The organism is Dickeya dadantii NCPPB 898 (assembly GCF_000406145.1).
GTDB classification, from domain to species: Bacteria; Pseudomonadota; Gammaproteobacteria; order Enterobacterales; family Enterobacteriaceae; genus Dickeya; species Dickeya dadantii.
On the sequence record NZ_CM001976.1, the window covers coordinates 944882 to 961594 of the forward strand.

The following is a 16713-nucleotide window of genomic DNA, read 5'->3' on the forward strand; positions in this document are numbered from 1 at the left end:
GTCTCTATCGCTTTTTTAGATGGAAACTCATTTAACACTATTGGTTATTTCGATGAGAATGACAACCCGCAATCGCAGTCATGCAGGCAGAAGGAGGAAAACATGCAACAGCAAATCCAGCGGAAAGCGCGTCATGAACGAAAAACATTCCGTGAACGGATGGTGCATGCCATCGGTTTCGAGGTGATGGCGTTGCTGATTTGCGCCCCGATCGGCGCCTGGGTGCTCGGGCGCTCGATCTTGCAGGTCGGCGCGCTGTCGATAATGCTGTCCAGCGTGGCGATGATCTGGAACGTGGTGTACAACAGCGTGTTTGATCGCCTGTGGCCGGTCAGCCGTGTCAGACGGGGTCTGTGGGTGCGGATGGGGCACGCGCTGGGCTTCGAGGGCGGCTTTATCCTCATTGGCTTGCCGCTGGCGGCGTGGATGCTGAATATCACCCTGTGGCAGGCGCTGATGGTGGAGATCGGTTTCTTCCTGTTCTTCCTGCCGTACACCATGGCCTACAACTGGTTGTATGACCTGCTGCGCGAGCGGCTGCTGGCGACCGCGGTACCAGGGCGTTAGACGTGTGACACGGCAAAAACCACACGGTAAAAGCGATACGGCAAAGGAGAGAGGCGACGTCGCCTCTCCGGGTTCGGGGCTGTCGGCTTGACCGCTTGCGTTACTGACGCAGCGAGGCGCGGTACTCGGCGTAATCCGGCATATGGGGAATACGCCACAGATACCAGGCGGCCAGCGTGCGGTAAGGGCGGCAGGCTTCGCTCATCTCCAGCATCGCTTTACGCGTCGGGTCTTGCGGCAGGCGGTACAGGTAACGAAACCCCTGTTTGATGCCGAGATCGTCCACCGGCATGATGTCCATCCGCTCCAGCGTGGAGATCAGCAGCATTTCCACCGTCCAACGGCCGATGCCTTTCAGCGTGCAAAGTCGTTCGATCAACGTCTCGTCATCCAGATGTTCCGCCTCCGCCCGGCTTGGCACCAGCCCATTCTGCACACCCTGAGCAATCCCTTTGACCGTGTCGATTTTGCGGGCGGAAAAGCCGCACTGGCGCAAGACTTCCGGTTCGCATGTCGCCAACTGATCGGCGGAGGGAAAACCGTTTTCACCCACGGCGAAACGTTGCTGCAGTTTGCCGATGATGGCCGCGGCGGCGCGGTTGCTGAGCTGCTGGCTGGCGACCGCCCGAATCAACGCGTCGTAAGGTTCCCGCGCCGGGCGGCTTTCAAAACGAATATGGCCGACGCCGTCGATCAACCGCGCCCAGTGCGCGTCAATGGCGGCCAGATGGGCGAGAGCCTGGGGTTCGTCGAATGGGAGCGGTGATGTGGTCATCCTGCGGCATCCTTATTATTGAGGCTGTTGACAAACAGCCATGTTGTTTTATTACAGATGAATTTATGCCAGAGCAGTGGAAAGTTTCGTGCGTGATAACGTCGGTTGTTTCTTTGCAACATCATCACACGCCCGACAAGGAGAGGTTCAACGCCACCTCTCCTTGACCACTGGCTGATGGCTAAATTATGAACCCTGACGGGTTCACCCTTGCGGGCCAGCGCAAGCGCTGTTCCATTTTGCGTTGCAAAATGGTGTGGCGCTGCGCGCTCCCTTCGACGTTCGCCTTCGCTGTTCGAACCGCTCGTGACGTGATTACTCGCCCCATCCCTGGGGCTCGCCCTGCGGGCCAGCGTAAACGCTGTTCAAAAACGCTCCCGGCGTTTTTGTCAGACACGGCACGAGCTTGCGCGGCTTCCCTGCCGCGCATCCGGCGAAGTCGCTCGTCTCAGCACAGTTTCTGACGCCGTAAAATCCTATTGCCTGTAAATAAAAGGTTTTTTCAGCAATATGTTTTTCTGTTTCAGATAATTATCGTGTCGTGTAAAACAACGCGGGCAAGCTGTTCATTGACCGCGTACACTCGATAATACTGGTTATTTAGACAGAGGTCTGCATGAATTTCGAACTGTTTGCCGATGAGCCGCCGGAACGCCGCAATGACACGCTGGCGCCCGGCGCCATGCTGCTGCGCGGTTTTGCCTGGCAACAGGCCGGTGAGTTGCTGGCCGGGCTGGCACAGGTGACGCAGCGGTCGCCGTTTCGCCACATGGTGACGCCGGGCGGGCATACCATGTCGGTGGCGATGAGTAACTGCGGGCCGCTGGGTTGGGTGAGCGACGAACTGGGGTATCGCTACAGCGCTCAGGATCCGCTGACCGGCCAGCCGTGGCCCGCCATGCCGGCCTGCTTTTGGCAACTGGCGCAGGCGGCGGCTCGCGAGGCTGGGTATGACGGTTTTGCGCCGGATGCCTGCCTGATTAACCGGTACGCCGTGGGGGCCAAACTGTCGCTGCATCAGGACAAGGACGAGCAGGATTTGCGCCAGCCGATCGTCTCCGTCTCGCTGGGGTTAAGCGCGGTGTTTCTGTTTGGCGGGGCAAAACGCAGCGACCCGTGCCAGCGGCTGGCGCTGATGCATGGCGATGTGGTGGTGTGGGGCGGCCCGTCCCGGCTGTATTACCACGCCATTTTGCCGCTCAAAAACGGACCGTTGCCGGCGGGAATGTCGGATGAGGTTCGCGTTAATCTAACGTTTCGTAAAGTGTGAAAGGTCCCCCACGAGTGGGGGACGAAAGGCATTACTTTTTGGTGAAGCGGAGATAATCGAGGGCGTTTTCTGCCGCCATGCGACCTGAGTTGAGGGCGAAGCCGAAGGTGCCGCCGCCCAGCAGCAGATCGTAGGTGTCGCCGTACATGCCGGCGGCGTCATTACCGGTGACGTACAGCCCCGGCACCGCATTGCCTGCCGGCGATATCGCTTCCATCTTCTCGTTGATCTTCACGCCGCCCAGTGTGCCGAGCGCGGCCGGCAGCATTTTCACCGCGTAGAACGGGCCGGTTTTCATCGGGCGCAGGTAGTCCATGTTCTTGTTGAACACCTCGTCCCGTTTCTGTGCGGCGAAGCGGTTGTTTTCGTCAACGGTGTGTTTCAACACGCTGGCGTCGACGCCCATCTGTTTCGCCAGTTCGTCCAGCGTGGCGGCCTTGAACACAAAGCCGCGGTTTTTCTGGCTCTCTTTGGTGAACTCATCATCGAATTTCACCAGCTTGGTGTTGGCGATCACCCATTCGCCGATCGGCACATCGATGCCGTCGTTGACGAAGTGCTTGCGGGCGTCTTCGTCAAACACCGAATACATCACCCCACCGGCTTTAGCCAGCGCGTTGCCGGCGTGCGGCCAGATGATGACGATGGATTCGTCGGTGAAACGGCGGCCGTGTTGATCTATCCACAGATAAGGCTGACGAGCGGCGGCCAGCAACTGAGAGTTAGGCGCATAGTCCGGCAGGCCGGGGCGGTAGGACTGTACGACGCCCATGCCTTCCTCTTTGGCCCCGGCTTTCCACGCCATTTTGATGCCGTCGCCGTCTTTACCGACGTTGCCCACCATGATGGTGTCCGGCACCGCCACGTATTTTTGCAGCATCTCCTTGTTGTTGGCGTAGCCGCCGGTGGCGATGATCACCGCTTTGGCGTCGATCTGGAACGGTTTGCCGTCGCTGCCTTCGGCGATCACCCCGGCGACTTTGCCGTCCTTCATCACCAGATCTTTACCGGCGGTTTTCACCAGCGTGGTGACCTTCATATCTTTGAACTGCTCGTGGAAGGTTTTGATCAGGTGGCGGCCGTGGCCGGGGCCGTCGATCACGTGCCAGGTCAACATCCCGCCCGGTCCGCCGGGGCCGATGTATTCAAACTTGATGCCTTTGGATTTGACCCACTCGATGGTGTCGGCGGAGCGGTTGACGAAGGCGCGCACCACAAACGGGTTCGCCATCCAGTGGCTGTATTCCATGATGGTTTTGAACGCCATGTCCGGCGTCACCACGATGCCCTGACGTTTCTGCATGGTGCTGTTGGCGGCGAAAATGCCTTCGGCGAAGTTGCCGGTGCCGCCGACCACGCCCTGTTTTTCCAGCAACACCACGCTGGCGCCTTTCTCGGCCGCTGCCATGGTAGCGGCGGTGCCGGCCGCTCCCGCGCCGATGATCACCACGTCAGCGCTTTTGGGGAGCTCGACCGGTTTGGCCGGTTCGGCGCTTTTAGCCGGCTCGGCCGGCCCTGATGCCTGAACGGATGTGATCCCCAGAACCGAGAGGCACAAAGCCGCAAGGAGTTTTTTTCGGTATTGAACCATATTATTTTCCTTTTATTTTACGCGTGGAATGACGCGCCAAACACCGGCGCGTCGCCCGGTATTCATTTGGCTTTGGCTTGAGCGTAAGCCGCCTGAGATGCTTCATGCACCGCGCCGCTGGTCATGGTGGCGCCGGAGACACCGTCGACGTTGATGGTTTTTTTCTCGGTCATGGTTTTCGCCAGCTCTTTGGCGGCGTCCCCGCCTACTTCCGGGGTTTCATTGGGCGCATCGATAGTGGCTTTCTGCACCACCCCTTTGTCATCGATATCCAGAGTGACCGTCACATCACCGCCGATGCCTTGTCCGGTGGCCGAATAGGTTCCGGCTTTGAACTGACCCGCGTCTTCGGCGACGGCCGTTCCGGCGATCAGCAACAGGCAAGCCAATAATTTAATGGAATTTTTCTTCATAACGTGATTTCACTCTTTTGATTAACGGAATGTTGATTAATAAAAATATCCGGCTGCCCGGTCAGGGAGCGGGCGACAGTAATACGTTCCCGTCCTCGTGACCGAGATGACGAAACAGCAGGCAACTCAGCGCCAGTCCGACCCCGAGCAGCGCAAACAGCAGGCTGAACGGGCTGATGTGCAGCCACGGCGACAGGTGCGACAGCGCCCGCAGCGCCGGAAAGGTCAACGCCATGCTCAGCATCACCGCCAGCAGTTGGCTGAGCAGCAGGATGTTGTTGCCGCTGTTGCAGGTGTCGTGTTCCAGATGGCAGCAGGCGAGCGTGCTTTCCGCCGAGTGCAGCAGCGCCGTCAGCACGCCGAGCAGGCCGGACAGAGCGCCGATGCACGGCAGCGAGCGGTGCTGGATGGCGACACCGAGCGCCAGCACCGCGATCGCCGCCAGCAGCGTGGCGGCGATCAGCAACTGGCGGTAACCGGCGCGGCGCACCAGCGGTTCAAACAGCAGCTTGGCGAGCAAGGCGCCGGCGGAAAACAGCAGCATGATGATCCCGGCGGTAGCCGGCGTCAGACCCAGCGCGGTCTGGGTAACCAGTGAGATCACCACCGGGAGTGACGCCAGCAACAGTCTGGTCAGCACGCCGCCCCACACGCCGACATAAAAGGTGCGAATGCCGAACAGCGCGGCGGGCAGCAGCGCCTCGCGCGCCCGGCGATCGCCGCGCAGATACAGCCAGCCGCAGCCGCAGCCCGCCAGCGTAATCAGTATCAACGCCGGTAGCGGCAGCAGGTGTTTGGGGGCGGCGACCAGCAGCAGCGCGAGCAATAACAGCGCGGTGGTCAGCGGCAGCAGGCTGCGCAGCGGAATATGGCGCGGCGACGGCGTGACGCCATCAGGAATGGCGTACCCGGTCAGCCACAGGCACAGCAACGACAGCGGAATCGGCGCGAGAAAAATCGCGCGCCAGCCGAAAGTATCGGTCAGCAGGCTACCCGCCAACGGGCCGGTCAGGGTGCCGAGCAGGCCGAGTAGCGTCATACGGTTAAGAAAAGACAGTTTCTGCGCGGGGGTGGTGACGCGCAGCGCCTGAGTGCGAAGCACCGGCAGCAACAACGCCCCGCCGATGCCTTGCAGGCAGCGACAAATCGCCAGCGCGGCGGCCGACGTGGCCTGGTTGCACAGCAGCGCGCCGGTGATGAACGTCAGCAGCGCCAACTGGCAGGTGCGTCGTTCCCCCATCCGCTGGCTCAGCCAGCTGTTGAGCGGGGTGAATGCCACCACGGCGACCAGATAAGCCATCACCACCGGCTCCATGCGCAGTACCGGCTCGCGCAGCGTATGCGCCATCGCCGGAACGGCGACATACAGCATGGTGGTATCCAGCGATTGCATGAAGAACGCCACCGACGCCAGCCAGAATAACGCGCGCGAGCCGGCCATGATCAGGCCACCGTCATCTGTCCGGCGTACAGCACGAACAGTCGCAGCAGGAATACGCCTAGTAGCGTCAGGCCGGCGGCGATCCGCGGCAGCGACGTGACATGGCGCCGCATGGCGGGCAGACTACCCGCCGCCAGCGGCACCAGCATGCCGATGCCGATAATACCGATCCAGAACACGCTGCCCCAGAATCCGCTCAGCGCCACCTGCGCCGCCACCGCTTTCTGCCCGCCGCCCAGCAGCAGGCCGATAAAGAAGGCGAACAGCAGGAACAGTTCGATCAGTGCGACCGGTTTTTCCAGTTTGTGCAGCAGATGCAGGGTCTGCGGGCAGTCACAATGGCTGCGCGCCGATGCGCCGACCATCATCAACACCGCGATGCCGGAGGTGACGCCGGACACCAGAAACAGCACCGGCAGCACCGGGTTATTCAGCAACGGGAAGGATTTCAGCGCTGAAAGCAGAAAACCGGTATAACAGCCGAGCAGCAACGCCAGCACCAGCAGCAGATTTTCCACCGGACGTATGCAGCGGGTTACCAGCACGATGACCCGGTTTAGCAAACCGTGCAGGGCACCCGGTAAATGGCGTTCGCTCCAGGCCAGCAACGGTTGCTGATACAGGCTGGCAATCCAGAGGAACATCACCAGCATGTACACCTGAAACAGCATTACCCCCAGCGACATGATGGAATGGGGATTATAGAAAATCATCAGGTACCAGAAGGTGACAGGACGGGCGAGGTGGAAAATCAGGATCACCAGCCCGACTATCACCGACAGCGGCGCAACGATCGCCGTGGCGGTCATCAACGGGTTGGTGTGCTGATTCTCCGCGGGCAGGTAGCGGCGAAACAGCAGCGTCAGTACCATCATCCCGGATGAGATCCCCACCAGCAGCAGATAGACGGCGATCGGCCAGTCCCACACCAGCGAGTGAAAATGAAAGGCGTCATGCATGGTCGCTCTCTCCGTATTTACCGGGAATGCGGTAGAGGTTGGGGCCGGTGCCCAGATAAACTTTGCTGCGGTAGATCGGATTGCTTTTGATCATTTTCGAGATCTCGCTATCCGGATCGTTGAGATCGCCGAACACCAGCGCCTTGGTCGGGCAGATCTCGACGCAGGCCGGTCTCTTGCCCGCCGCCAGATTGGTTTCCCGGCAGAAGTTGCACTTATCCGCCGTGTTGGTCACCGGGTTGATGAAGCGCACATGGTACGGGCAGGCGGCGATGCAGTAGCGGCAGCCGACGCAGCGCTTGTCGTTGACGTCGACAATGCCGGTCAGCGCGTCTTTGAACGAGGCGCCGGTCGGGCAAACGGAGACACAGGGCGGGTTATCACAGTGCTGGCAAGACTGACGAAAGAACTGTTTGATCGGTTTACTGCTGTCGGTGGCCGGGATATCGACGGTTTGTATGATATCCAGCCGGGTGACGCCCTCCGGCACCTGATTGGTTTTGCGGCAGGCGGTCATGCAGGCTTTGCAGCCGATACAGCGTAGCTCGTTATGCAATATGCCGTATTTGACGGGGCGCGGGCCGGCGGCGGGCGTTGCCGTTTCCTGCGCGATCGCCGGCAAGCCGCTGCCGGAAACGGCCAGTGCGCTGCCCATAATGGCGATAAAACGGCGTCGGGTGTAATTTTCCATAAAATAACCTTTCAGAAATCGAAAATCGGCCTAGCGCAACCGATATCTGTTCAGCGATAACACTCGTGTTCAGTGATAAAGCTGTTTTTCAGTGATAGAACCATTTTTCAGTGATAAAGCTTTTTATTTTCTTACTCATGGGTATTAATGAGCGCGATAAATAACGACAAAGCCCGTGTGTCGGGAAATAAAATGTATTGGTGCGAATAATTGGAACATGCGTGCCTGGCGGGAGATGTGGCACGCCTCACATTTAATTTTTTGTATATCGGGATAAAAATAATTGCAAAAAACGATAACTGGCGCGGATAGTGTTATTATTGTCGAGACTTTTATTGTTAATGTTATTTTTGTTGTTTGTTTGTGTTATTAAAATGTCTTTTTTGATTTTTGTAATAAAACCCTTTTTTGGCCAAAATGAATAAAAATGATGTGGCGCAATAATGGATATTTCAGGTGAGTTATTTGGCCGGAAAATAAAAAACACCTCCAGCGAGGTGTTTCAGATGTCTGACGAATCCTTTAAGTGCAACGCACAATACAACGCGGCTGTTGGTTAACAGCCACGAACACCAGCCAATTATGGCTTCAACTGACGGTCCAGAAACTGAATCACTTTCTGCATGATTTCCGGTTGCAGCCAGTAAACGCCGCCATGCTCCGCGCCTTTCACCACGTAATAGGTGCTGTCGATGCCGTGGGCTATCAGCGCCCGGTGCAGGATTTCGGTCTGACGGGGGGACACCAGCGTGTCGGCGCTGCCGTGCATGATCAAAAACGGCGGGGTATGCTGGCCGATGTAGGTGATCGGGTTGGCGGCGGCGGTTTTCTCCGGGAAGCGGGTAATCGGGCCGCCGTCATTGAACACCGAGGTGCCGTTGACCCAAATGGCTTCGGTGGAGGACGGCGAGGCGTGTTTCTGCACCACTTCATCCGGGAAGCCTTCGCCGACGCGGGTCAGGTCCGACAGACCGTAGAAATCGATCACCGCCTGTACCTGGCTGCTCTGGTCGAGGTGTTCGCCGCGGTCAAATTGCTTGTTGCCGTTGGTGGTGCCGGCAAACGCCGCCAGATAGCCGCCGGCGGAAGCGCCGAATACCGCCACATGACCGGCATCGATGCCGAATTTGCCCGCGTTGGCGCGCAGGTAACGAATGGCGGATTTCACGTCTTCCAGCGGTGCCGGGAACAGCACGGTCGGTGCCACGCGGTATTCCATGCTGGCTACCACGTAGCCGGCTTCCGCCAGTTTCAGCCGCTGCTGGATGTAACTGTCTTTATTGGCGTTGATGAAGCCGCCGCCGGTGATAAACAACACGGCGGGCTGCGGTGATTTTGTTTCCGGCTGCAGAATGTCCATCTTCAATGCCACGTTGGCATAACCGCGCATCGGCACCTGGGCGTAAACCACGTCGGAAATCAGTTTAACCGACGGCTGGCGCGGGGTCAGGGTCAGTTCATGAATGTTGTCTGCGGCCATGGCGCTGGTCACCTGTGCGGCTCCGGTAATCGTAACAGCGGACAACAGTAGCATTTTTAGCGGGAGGGTACGCATGAAGTATTCCTTAAAATTATTATTTAGCCGATGCTTGTCGTATCAATACAGGAAGGAAAAAATCAGGAGGCAGGCTATCACAGCTGGGATTAATACAAATGTGCTTAATCTCACATTAGTATTTTTGTAATTTCATATAATTATTATTCGTTAAGGTTATAAATAAATATAATCATGATAAGTATAAAGCGAGCACTCTATTACCATGAGCTGGTGCGTAAAGGGAGTTTTACCCGCGCGGCCAAATCACTCAATATCTCACAGGCGTTTCTCTCCCAGGAAATATCCCGGCTGGAGCAGGAACTGGAAAGGAAACTGATTAACCGCACTACCCGGCAATTTGCGTTGACGCCATTCGGCGAAGCGTTTGACGAAAAAATAAAACCGTTGATTCGGGAATATTATGATGTCGAACAATTTGTGCAATCGTACGAAGACAGTCAGGACGGTGCCCTAATGGTGGGGGTAATTCCGATCTTCAACCGGCTGAGATATTACGATGTCTTCACGCTGTTCCAAAAGCAGCATCCGAATATCGAACTGTCCTTTATTGATGGCGTCAGCAGCGACCTGCTGGAAAAGGTCAGAAACGCCGAGATCCACGTGTCGCTTTCCACGCCGTTTGACGACTACCTACAGGATCCGCTGTTTAACCACACCATCTTTCTGGACGACAATCTGGTGGCGGTGATGGCGGCTGACCATCTGCTGGCGGATCAACCGAGCCTGACGCTCAATCAACTGGCGCAGGAGCGGCCGATCGTGCCGCAGAAGGGCACCGGCGAACATGCGGCGGTGTCGGCGGCGTTCAGCCGCGCCGGGTTGGAAGACACCTGCTTTCGGGAGTGCAGCAATCTCGACATCATTATGGATCTGGTGATGCACCACGGCGGGGTGGTGTTTCTGTGTTCGTCGGTGGCAAACAGCCTGAAAGGGTACGATATCGTGATTCGCCCGGTGGCGACGCCGATCACCCGTACGTTTGCGGTCAGTTACCTTAAACGCAGCGCCGGTATTCCGATGGTGCGCCGCTTTCTGGATTTTATGGAGCGGCATCATCCGATGCTGCGCGGATAACGGCTCATGGAAAAACACAGCAACAATCGGGCGACGACGATCGCCCGATAAGCTTGAACGCAATCAGCGGCTCAGCTACGGCCCAGACGCATCAACTCTTCCGGTGCGAAATAGCCGTTAACGCCTTTCAGTTCGACACATCTGGCATGGCGCACTTCGTCCTGTGGCAGATTTTCGGCGTGAATGGCGGCGATGGTGCCTACCAGATGTGAACCGTTCTGCATAACCCGGCAGCCAGTGTCGAGCGGATTTCTGTATCTGTCATACGCTGTATACATTATTACCTCCTTCGTTTGACGACAAAAACCGTTCCCGATCCTACTGCCGACCAGTCGTGCGGGCCAGAACGGCGGCTGGTTTATGCGCAATTCCTCTATCCCGGCACGCCGTTGTAACGCCGGGGAGTAAAACCGGCCGTCTGGCTACATACCGTTAACGCACGATCAGCGTCGGTTTAATACGGACGGTTTCCCCTTTCTGCGCCTCGCCGCTCAGCACCCGTTGCAGATGGCGCATGACCTGCGCCACCAACAGCTCTACCGGCTGGCGGACGGTGGTTAGCCGGTATCCTTCCCAGGCCGCCTGCGGGGTGTCGTCGCAGCCCACCACCTTGCACGCCGGGCCGCCGGTCAGACGCAGGGCGTCAAGGGCGCCGAAGGCCAGCGCGTCGCAGGCGCAGAACACGCCTTCGATCGTCGGATGCTGTTGCTGCAACCGGCACATGGCGTGATAGCCGCTGTGGTAGGCGTAATCCGGATTATCCGTCACGACAGGCTCCGGCAGGCCGTGATGGGCCAGTCGCTGGCGAAAACCCGCCAGCCGCTCTAGCGACGCCTGCCCGTCCTGACGGCCGCCGATATACGCCAGCCGGGTCAGCCCCAGCGAGATCAGGTGATCCGCCGCCAGCTCGCCCGCCAGCCGGTTATCGGACAGCACCGCGGTGACGGTTTCTCGCTGATCCTCGCGGCCCATCAGCACCATCGGCAGCGACAGCTCCAGACAGCGGCCGGTGGCCTCCCGCGACAGGCTGCCCGCGGAGATGATCGCCGCTTCCACCTGCCACGACTGCGCCTGCTGCAAGCGGGCGCGGATGTCGCACTGTTCGGTGACGCTGACCAGCATCGGCACCAGCCCGTGCTGTTGCAATGCCTGAGTCAGCAGGCTGAACAGCCAGGGCTGGAACGGGTTGTCGAACTCGCCCATCACCACCGCCACGATGCCGGAGCCATGCCGCCCGGAATTGACCAGCGCCCGCGCCAGCGCATTAGGGCGATAGCCCAGTTGATCCGCTGCCGCCAGTACCCTTGAGCGGGTTGCCTGACTGACCTTACCCGGCGCGGAATAGGTGCGTGATACCGCCGATGCCGAAACGCCGGCGCAGCGGGCGACGTCAATCGAGGTGATGCGTTTCTTATTCATGTTCCGAGTCCCTGATGACGTGCCAATACCCGTTGCGGCACTGCGCCCGGTCGCCCTGTTCCGGCAGAAACACGCCGGGCGAGGCGGCGATAACCTGTTGCAGCGCCGCTTTTTGCGACTGTTGAACGTGGTACAGGCCCAGCGGCGCGCCCGGTTTTCGCGTCAGCGTCTGCACCTGCGGCCAGTTGCCGTGGTAGGCATTGTCCGCCGCCTGCGGCGAAAAACACTCCACCAGCGCCAGATCCGACTGTGCCAGTAACGCGGCGCCCGCAGGCGTCAGCTGGCCGTCGCCGCTGTAGAACAGCGACCCCTGTTCGCCGTCGAGCCACAGGGAACGGTTGGGCACCGAGTGGCGGGTCGGCGCGGTCTGGCAACGCCACGGACCCAGTTCGTTCAGGCTTTCGCTGTCCTGCCAGTTAAGGGCAAACAGCGGCCGGCCGGCGGGCCAGAAGGCGAAATCCGCCAGACGCTGCAACGGCGGCAATTGCTGACGCGGCGCGATAATCGCCAGCGGCGCGGTGCGCCCACAGGATTCGCACCAGTTGAGCCAGGTGGTCAGGCCGAGCGCGTGGTCGGGGTGAGCGTGGGTAATGTAGATGGCGTGAATGTCGTCCGGCGCGGTCTGGCGCTGCCACAGCGCCTGCGGTACGGTCGGACCGCAATCCACCAGCAGTTGGAATCCGCCTTCGCTGACCCGTATCGCGGCGTTGACCCGCTGGCTGTCGTAAGCTTCGCCGCTGCCGAGAATCTCAAGCTCCATGCTGGCCCTCCTGCCCGGTGAACAACGAGGGCTGCGGCAAGCGCTGACCGGCGGCGTCGAACCAGTGGCAGCGTTCCGGCGCGACCTGCAACGCCAATTCCTGGCCGATGTGCGCCGGCTGGCGGCTTTCCACCACCAGCGTCAGGCAAGGTTCGTGGATGAAGTGGCCGTGCAGGTGATAGTGCGCGCCCAGATTTTCCACCAGATCGACCTGAAACGTCGGGATGCCCGCGGCGATGTCAAAGGCGTCCGGGCGAATGCCGAGGGTGACGGCGCGTTCATCCCGTTCCAGGCGTTGCAGCCACGGCGACAAAATTTGATTGGGCGACGGCATTTGGCCGGGCGACAGCGGAAAGAAATTCATTTCCGGCGTGCCGATAAACCCGGCGACAAAGGTATTGGCGGGATGGTGGTACAGTTCTTCCGGCGTACCCTGCTGGGCGATGCGGCCCTCGTGCAGCACCACGATGCGGTCGGCCAGCGTCATCGCCTCCACCTGATCGTGGGTGACGTAAATCATGGTGGCGGCTAACTGTTGATGCAGCGCTTTTAACTGCACGCGGGTATGGGTGCGAAGTTTGGCGTCCAGATTGGACAGCGGTTCGTCAAACAGAAACAGGCGCGGCTTGCGCACGATGGCGCGGCCAATCGCCACCCGCTGACGCTGGCCGCCGGAGAGCGCGCCGGGCTTACGGTGCAGCAACGGCGTCAGTTGTAGCATTTCCGCCACCTGCGCCACTTTCTCTTCAATCGCCTGACGCCGTTCGCCCGCCATCTTCAGCGCGAAACCCATGTTTTCCGCCACGGTCATGTGCGGATAAAGCGCGTAGGACTGAAACACCATCGCCATTTCCCGCTGGCCCGGCGGCTGGCGCGAAATATCCTCGTCGCCCAGCATGATTTGCCCGCTGTCCTGTTCCTCCAACCCGGCGATGGTGCGCAGCAGGGTTGATTTCCCGCAGCCGGACGGGCCGACGAACACCACCAGTTCTCCCTGTCGGATATGCAGGTCGATGCCGTGCAGCACCGGCTGACGACCGTAACGCTTGGCGACCTGATGTAACCGTAATTCACTCATCCGCGAGTCCTATTTCTGGCTGACGGCGAAGCCGCGCAGCAAATAACGTTGAACAAAGCCCGCCACCAGCAGCACCGGCAGCGAAGACAGCAGCCCGATGCCCATCAGTTCTCCCCAGTAGATCTGGTTTTCGGTCATGAAGTTGGCGATAAACAGCGGCAGCGTGAACTGCTGCGGGGTTTGCAGGTACAGCAGGGCGAACAGAAATTCGTTCCACGCCATGATCAGAGTGAAGATCGCCGTGGCGACCAGACCGGGGGCGCACACCGGCAGCACGATGTAGCGCAGCCGTCGCCACAGCCCGGCGCCGTCCATCGCCGCCGCCTCTTCCAGCGACAGCGGCACGTCGCGGATAAAACTGAGCAGCATCCAGATGCAAAACGGCAGGGTATAGACCTGATAAGCCAGCATCAGCCCGGTCAGGCTGTTGAGCAGGTGCAGCGATTTGAGCAGCGAATAGAGCGGGATCGCCACTACCATCGGCGGCATCATCTTGATCAGCAGCACCAGCAGCAGGAACAGACTGTCGAGCCGCGCCGGAAAGCGGTGGCGCGCCAGCGTGTAGGCGGCCAGAAACCCGGTCAGCAGCGATAACGCCGTAGCGCCGGCGGCCACCCACAACGTATTAAACAGCCGTGCGCCGACGCCGTTATTCAGCAGGCTTTTCAGGTGAGTGAGCGTCCACTGTTGCGGCCAGAACGGGCTGGCAAGGCTGGAGAATTCGGCGGTGGACTTAAACGCCGCCGCCACCATCCACAGGATCGGCAGGGTGAAAAACAGCAGCGCGACGGCCAGCGCCAGCGCACGCAGCGCCGTCAGCCAGTAGGGGAGTCTCATGCGGTTTTCCCTCCGCGCAGCAACTGCCAGGCGTAGATCAGGCTCATGGCGGCGGCGAACAGCAGCATGATCACCGCGCCGGCGCTGGCAAGCCCCAGATTGAAGAACTTGAAGCCCTGCTGATAGATATACAGCGACAGGGTTTCGGTGGCGTAGCCGGGGCCGCCGCCGGTCAGGGCGTAGACTTTATCGAACAGCTTGAAGGTGTCGATGGAGCGCAGCAGCAGCGCCAGCATGAGAGGCTGGCGGATCAGCGGCAGCGTGACGTACCACAGCCGTTTCCAGCCGTTGGCGCCGTCGCTCTGCGCGGCTTCCAGCACGTCTTTGGGAATCGCCTGCAACCCGGCGAGGATTACCAGGCAGGCCATCGGCGTCCACTGCCAGATGTCCACCAGCATCAGCGACCATAAAGCCAGATGCGGGCTGGACAGCCACGGCTGCGGCATCAGCCCCAGCACGGTCAGGCAATTGTTGAGCAGACCAAAATCGTAATGAAACCAGACGCGCCAGATAGCCGAGCACACCAGCGTGGAGATCATCATCGGGTAGATGAGCAGGCTCAGCACCCACTGGCGGCCGGGAAAATGGCGATACAGCAACAACGCCAGCGCCAGTCCCAGCAGCACCTGCAACAGCGAACTGCCGAACGAGAACAGCAGGGTGTTTTTCAGGCTGGTGGTGAAGAACCAGTCGGCGAACAGCTGGCGGTAGTTTTCCAGCCCGACCCAACTGCGGCTGGCGGCGGCGTAATCCACCTTGCTGAAGGAGTAGAGCAGCATCTGGCCGATGGGATAGAGCGTCAGCAGCAGCAGCAGCGTGGCGGCGGGCATCAGCAGCAGCCAGCGTTGCCAGCGTGAATCAAAATGCATGGGATGTCCTTGCATGGGCGGGCTGTGTAGCCCGCCTGACAACGGTGATTGCAGTGCCCGTTACTTCAGTACCTGCGCGATCTTCTGATTGGCCTGCTGCAACGCGACCTGCGCCGGCATCTGATCCATCAGCGCCAGTTGCAGGTAGTCGCCGAGAATACTTTCCACTTCCTGCCAGTTGCGGATGCGCGGACGCGCTTTGCCCGCTTCCAGCGCGGCCAGCTGTGCCGGATACCAACGGTACTTCTGCACCACCTGCGCATCCTGATAGACGCTGCGGCGAGTCGGCGGCAGCCCCAGTTCCAGCGCCAGTGCTTTCTGGTTTTCCGCGCTGGTGAGGTAGCTCAGGAATTGTTGCGCCAGTTCGTTGTGCTGGCTGTTTTTGGCGATCGCCATCTGCCAGATGCCGAGCATCGGCGACGGACCGGCGCTCTGCCCCGGCGCGGGTTGCAGCGTCATTTTTCCGACCACTTTGGATTTAGTTGCGTCGTCCAGCGTCGAGGCCCAGGCCGGCCATACTTCGATCGCCATCGCCGCTTTGCCCTGTTCCATCGCCTGACGTACGTCGGCGGCGTTGTACACCTCAACCCCGGTGGGGGCGAATGCCTTCAGCGCCTTCAGGGTATTGAGCGCCTGTAGCGCCTGCGGGGAGTCCAGCGACGCTTTGCCGTTAGTTATCACGTTGCCGCCGTAGGCCCACAGCATCGGCATAAAGCCGGAAACGATCGGGTTGCCTTTCATGCCGCGGAACACCACGCCGGAAACGCCCGGTTCCTGCTGTTGCAGGGTTTTGGCGTCGCTCAGCACCGCGTCCCAGTTAGCGGGCGCTTTGAGCTGGTGTTTATCGAACAGATCCTGACGATAGGCGAACATCGCCACGTTGCCGACCACCGGCAGGCTATACGCCGGGCCGCTGTTTTCCGGCACGCGTGAGACGTTCAGCACCGCTGGAATGAAGTCGCTGCTTTGCAGGCTTTCCGGCAGCGGTTGTAGCCAGCCGTTACCGGCGAATTCCGGGCTCCAGCTGTCGTCCATCAACATCAAGTCGTAGGCCGAGGCGTTTTCCCGCAGGGAAATCACCAGTTTTTCATACAGGTTGGCGTAGGGCAGTTTCAGCAGTTCGATTTGTTTGCCGGGGTATTGTTGCTGAAAGCGGGCCAACGTGCTGTCGAGCGCCTTGCCGTAAACGTCATCGCGCCCGGCGATGACCAGGTCGGCGGCTTGCGCCGTCATGCCGCACGCCAGACCGATGGCGAGCAGCAGGCGGGAAAGGGTTTTTGTGCTGTGCGGTTTTGTTGTCAGCGTGGTGTTGCCAGGCTTGTTTTTACCAAACATCTTGTTTTTAACAAACATGTCGTTGTTGCCAAACATAGTGAGCGCCTTTTGTCAGGAGTGCATACGTTTGCACAGG

The 16713-nt window shown here is 59.7% G+C and carries 17 protein-coding genes; 3 read left to right on the forward strand and 14 right to left on the reverse strand.

The window, feature by feature from the left end; genetic code table 11:
• Positions 1-102 precede the first annotated feature (102 nt).
• Complete coding sequence (locus DDA898_RS04705) at positions 103-567, forward strand: multidrug/biocide efflux PACE transporter (protein WP_050570197.1); 465 nt, start codon at positions 103-105, stop codon at positions 565-567.
• Positions 568-667: 100 nt separating this feature from the next.
• Here the strand turns inward: DDA898_RS04705 and DDA898_RS04710 are convergent, their stop codons facing one another.
• Entirely contained in the window at positions 668-1342 is a 675-nt protein-coding gene (locus tag DDA898_RS04710; RefSeq protein ID WP_013316634.1) for a DNA-3-methyladenine glycosylase family protein, read from the reverse strand.
• 616 nt (positions 1343-1958) lie between these two features.
• Between DDA898_RS04710 and alkB the strand changes: the two genes are divergently transcribed.
• Positions 1959-2612, forward strand: coding sequence for a DNA oxidative demethylase AlkB (gene alkB / locus DDA898_RS04715; RefSeq protein WP_038910382.1), 654 nt, complete (start codon positions 1959-1961; stop codon positions 2610-2612).
• Between the two features lie 31 nt (positions 2613-2643).
• Here alkB and DDA898_RS04720 read toward each other — a convergent pair whose 3' ends face one another.
• The 6 genes from DDA898_RS04720 to DDA898_RS04745 all read right to left on the reverse strand — a co-directional run bounded on the left by DDA898_RS04720 (position 2644) and on the right by DDA898_RS04745 (position 9262).
• Entirely contained in the window at positions 2644-4203 is a 1560-nt protein-coding gene (locus tag DDA898_RS04720) for an FAD-dependent oxidoreductase (RefSeq protein ID WP_038900435.1), read from the reverse strand.
• Positions 4204-4265: 62 nt separating this feature from the next.
• The gene (locus tag DDA898_RS04725; protein ID WP_013316637.1) at positions 4266-4616 is read right to left on the reverse strand and encodes an FMN-binding protein; all 351 of its coding nucleotides are present in this window, start codon (positions 4614-4616) and stop codon (positions 4266-4268) included.
• Positions 4617-4677: 61 nt separating this feature from the next.
• The gene (locus DDA898_RS04730; protein ID WP_038910383.1) at positions 4678-6057 is read right to left on the reverse strand and encodes an MFS transporter; all 1380 of its coding nucleotides are present in this window, start codon (positions 6055-6057) and stop codon (positions 4678-4680) included.
• 2 nt (positions 6058-6059) lie between these two features.
• Positions 6060-7016 carry a cytochrome c nitrite reductase subunit NrfD gene (gene nrfD / locus DDA898_RS04735; RefSeq protein ID WP_038910384.1) on the reverse strand — a complete coding sequence of 319 codons (957 nt, stop codon included), beginning with the start codon at positions 7014-7016 and terminating at the stop codon, positions 6060-6062.
• Positions 7009-7707: a 4Fe-4S dicluster domain-containing protein gene (locus DDA898_RS04740; RefSeq protein WP_013316640.1), complete on the reverse strand. Its 699-nt coding sequence runs from the start codon at positions 7705-7707 to the stop codon at positions 7009-7011. The genes nrfD and DDA898_RS04740 overlap by 8 nt, the downstream gene beginning before the upstream one ends.
• A 580-nt stretch (positions 7708-8287) precedes the next feature.
• Positions 8288-9262, reverse strand: coding sequence for an alpha/beta hydrolase (locus tag DDA898_RS04745; RefSeq protein WP_038910385.1), 975 nt, complete (start codon positions 9260-9262; stop codon positions 8288-8290).
• A 174-nt stretch (positions 9263-9436) separates the two neighbouring features.
• On the opposite strand from DDA898_RS04745, the gene DDA898_RS04750 reads away from it, so the two are divergent.
• Positions 9437-10339 carry a LysR family transcriptional regulator gene (locus tag DDA898_RS04750; RefSeq protein WP_038910386.1) on the forward strand — a complete coding sequence of 301 codons (903 nt, stop codon included), beginning with the start codon at positions 9437-9439 and terminating at the stop codon, positions 10337-10339.
• A gap of 71 nt (positions 10340-10410) precedes the next feature.
• Here DDA898_RS04750 and ydfZ read toward each other — a convergent pair whose 3' ends face one another.
• The 7 genes from ydfZ to DDA898_RS04785 all read right to left on the reverse strand — a co-directional run bounded on the left by ydfZ (position 10411) and on the right by DDA898_RS04785 (position 16655).
• Positions 10411-10617, reverse strand: a complete 207-nt coding sequence (ydfZ, locus tag DDA898_RS04755) for a putative selenium delivery protein YdfZ (RefSeq protein ID WP_013316644.1) — start codon at positions 10615-10617, stop codon at positions 10411-10413.
• Positions 10618-10771: 154 nt separating this feature from the next.
• A complete protein-coding gene (locus tag DDA898_RS04760) occupies positions 10772-11758 on the reverse strand; it encodes a LacI family DNA-binding transcriptional regulator (protein ID WP_038910388.1) in 987 nt (328 codons plus the stop codon).
• Positions 11751-12518, reverse strand: a complete 768-nt coding sequence (locus DDA898_RS04765; protein WP_038910389.1) for an MBL fold metallo-hydrolase — start codon at positions 12516-12518, stop codon at positions 11751-11753. Before DDA898_RS04765 ends, DDA898_RS04760 begins: the two co-directional genes overlap by 8 nt.
• Positions 12508-13596, reverse strand: a complete 1089-nt coding sequence (locus DDA898_RS04770; protein ID WP_013316647.1) for an ABC transporter ATP-binding protein — start codon at positions 13594-13596, stop codon at positions 12508-12510. The genes DDA898_RS04765 and DDA898_RS04770 overlap by 11 nt, the downstream gene beginning before the upstream one ends.
• Positions 13597-13605: 9 nt before the next feature.
• Positions 13606-14433, reverse strand: a complete 828-nt coding sequence (locus DDA898_RS04775; RefSeq protein WP_038910392.1) for a carbohydrate ABC transporter permease — start codon at positions 14431-14433, stop codon at positions 13606-13608.
• On the reverse strand, positions 14430-15302 hold the full coding sequence (locus DDA898_RS04780; RefSeq protein ID WP_038910393.1) for a carbohydrate ABC transporter permease: 873 nt from the start codon (positions 15300-15302) through the stop codon (positions 14430-14432). Before DDA898_RS04780 ends, DDA898_RS04775 begins: the two co-directional genes overlap by 4 nt.
• A gap of 60 nt (positions 15303-15362) precedes the next feature.
• Positions 15363-16655, reverse strand: a complete 1293-nt coding sequence (locus DDA898_RS04785; RefSeq protein WP_050570310.1) for an ABC transporter substrate-binding protein — start codon at positions 16653-16655, stop codon at positions 15363-15365.
• Between the last annotated feature and the right edge of the window lie 58 nt (positions 16656-16713).

Bases quoted from the DNA above. Each gene is read 5' to 3' on its own strand.
- DDA898_RS04705 (WP_050570197.1), top strand. From the start codon at position 103: ATGCAACAGCAAATCCAGCGGAAAGCGCGTCATGAACGAAAAACATTC.
- DDA898_RS04710 (WP_013316634.1), bottom strand. From the start codon at position 1,342: ATGACCACATCACCGCTCCCATTCGACGAACCCCAGGCTCTCGCCCAT.
- alkB (WP_038910382.1), top strand. From the start codon at position 1,959: ATGAATTTCGAACTGTTTGCCGATGAGCCGCCGGAACGCCGCAATGAC.
- DDA898_RS04720 (WP_038900435.1), bottom strand. From the start codon at position 4,203: ATGGTTCAATACCGAAAAAAACTCCTTGCGGCTTTGTGCCTCTCGGTT.
- DDA898_RS04725 (WP_013316637.1), bottom strand. From the start codon at position 4,616: ATGAAGAAAAATTCCATTAAATTATTGGCTTGCCTGTTGCTGATCGCC.
- DDA898_RS04730 (WP_038910383.1), bottom strand. From the start codon at position 6,057: ATGGCCGGCTCGCGCGCGTTATTCTGGCTGGCGTCGGTGGCGTTCTTC.
- nrfD (WP_038910384.1), bottom strand. From the start codon at position 7,016: ATGCATGACGCCTTTCATTTTCACTCGCTGGTGTGGGACTGGCCGATC.
- DDA898_RS04740 (WP_013316640.1), bottom strand. From the start codon at position 7,707: ATGGAAAATTACACCCGACGCCGTTTTATCGCCATTATGGGCAGCGCA.
- DDA898_RS04745 (WP_038910385.1), bottom strand. From the start codon at position 9,262: ATGCGTACCCTCCCGCTAAAAATGCTACTGTTGTCCGCTGTTACGATT.
- DDA898_RS04750 (WP_038910386.1), top strand. From the start codon at position 9,437: ATGATAAGTATAAAGCGAGCACTCTATTACCATGAGCTGGTGCGTAAA.
- ydfZ (WP_013316644.1), bottom strand. From the start codon at position 10,617: ATGTATACAGCGTATGACAGATACAGAAATCCGCTCGACACTGGCTGC.
- DDA898_RS04760 (WP_038910388.1), bottom strand. From the start codon at position 11,758: ATGAATAAGAAACGCATCACCTCGATTGACGTCGCCCGCTGCGCCGGC.
- DDA898_RS04765 (WP_038910389.1), bottom strand. From the start codon at position 12,518: ATGGAGCTTGAGATTCTCGGCAGCGGCGAAGCTTACGACAGCCAGCGG.
- DDA898_RS04770 (WP_013316647.1), bottom strand. From the start codon at position 13,596: ATGAGTGAATTACGGTTACATCAGGTCGCCAAGCGTTACGGTCGTCAG.
- DDA898_RS04775 (WP_038910392.1), bottom strand. From the start codon at position 14,433: ATGAGACTCCCCTACTGGCTGACGGCGCTGCGTGCGCTGGCGCTGGCC.
- DDA898_RS04780 (WP_038910393.1), bottom strand. From the start codon at position 15,302: ATGCATTTTGATTCACGCTGGCAACGCTGGCTGCTGCTGATGCCCGCC.
- DDA898_RS04785 (WP_050570310.1), bottom strand. From the start codon at position 16,655: ATGTTTGTTAAAAACAAGATGTTTGGTAAAAACAAGCCTGGCAACACC.